The organism is Actinoplanes sp. NPDC024001 (assembly GCF_040638955.1).
Classification (GTDB): Bacteria; Actinomycetota; Actinomycetes; order Mycobacteriales; family Micromonosporaceae; genus Actinoplanes.
The window spans coordinates 1-1,361 of record NZ_JBEZZB010000377.1 but is presented as its reverse complement, the minus strand read 5'-3'; the positions used below and the strand labels follow the sequence as shown (position 1 = coordinate 1,361).

The 1,361-nt window shown below is 73.0% G+C and carries 2 protein-coding genes; one reads left to right on the top strand and one right to left on the bottom strand.

Annotated elements, in window-relative coordinates; genetic code table 11:
• On the bottom strand, positions 1–280 hold a 280-nt coding region (locus AB0F81_RS51285; protein WP_360211791.1), incomplete at its 3' end, for a hypothetical protein.
• A 247-nt stretch (positions 281–527) separates the two neighbouring features.
• Between AB0F81_RS51285 and AB0F81_RS51280 the strand changes: the two genes are divergently transcribed.
• On the top strand, positions 528–1,361 hold an 834-nt coding region (locus AB0F81_RS51280; protein ID WP_360211788.1), incomplete at its 3' end, for a protein kinase.

The following is a 1,361-nucleotide window of genomic DNA, read 5'->3' as shown; positions in this document are numbered from 1 at the left end:
CGACGACCACGACCGTGCCGCCGGTACCGGGCGCTGCGGGCCTCGCCGCGCCGCCGGCCACCGCGGCCGACGGAACCCTGGTCACCACCGCGCCGCCGACCGGGACCGCCCAGCCGGGCCGCTCCGCGCCGCGCTCCCCCGGCCGCCCGGCCGGCCCGACCGAGTGCGACTGCCTCACCCCGCCGGTGCCGACTCCCACGGCCGCTCCGGTCACACCGTCCGGCAACGCCTCGCCGTCGCCGTCGCCGAGTTCCGGCGAGCCGTCCGCCGAACCGGGCACTTCCGGCGAACCGCAACCGTCCGCGACCCCGAGCGGGCCGGCCGAGGCCACCCCGGACGCCAGCCCGAGCGGGCGGCGCGGCGACCACCGCCATCACCGTCGATACCGTGATTAGCGTGGAAGATCCTTTTTGCGAAGCCGGGCGTGAGGGGATCGGCGCAGCTCACAGCCGGTCTGGGTACCCGTTTGGACTCAGCTGTGACATCCTGACGTACCCCCACCGGAAAGACACATACACTTCACGCCGATGGACACCACAGTCGCCGATACGTTGATCGGCACAACGATTGACGGGCGCTACCGGATCACCGGTCGCGTCGCCCGTGGTGGCATGGCGACCGTCTACCGGGCCACCGACGAGCGGCTCGAGCGCACCGTCGCCTTGAAGATCATTCACCCGTCGCAGGCGACCAACGTCCACTTCGTGGACCGGTTCACCGACGAGGCGAAGACGATCGCCCGGCTCACCCACCCCAACGTCGTGGCCGTTTACGACCAGGGGCGCCACCAGGGACTCCCCTACCTGGTGATGGAGTTCGTGCAGGGCCGCACCCTGCGCGACCTGCTGAGCCAGCGGCACAAGCTGAGCCCGGTCGAGGCGCTCGCGATCCTCGAGCAGATGCTCGCGGCGATCGCCGCCGCGCACCGCGCCGGCCTGGTGCACCGCGACGTCAAGCCGGAGAACGTGCTGGTCGCCGAGGCGCCCAGCGGCGGCACCGCCGACCTGGTCGACGCGGTGGTCAAGGTGGCCGACTTCGGTCTGGCCCGGGCCATCGAGGCGAGCACCGTCGACGACTCCGGCCAGCTGATGGCCACGGTGGCATATGTGGCTCCCGAGCTCGTGCAGACCGGTCAGGCCGACGCCCGCACCGACGTCTACTCGGCCGGCATCGTGCTCTTCGAGATGCTCACCGGCCGGGTGCCCTACGACGGCGCCGAGCCGGTCGAGGTGGCCTGGCAGCACGTCGACAACGACGTGCCCGCACCGTCGACCGTCACGCCCGGCCTGCCCGCCGTGCTGGACCGGCTGGTCGCCCGGGCCACCCGCCGCGACCCCGGCGCGCGGCCCACCGACGCCGGC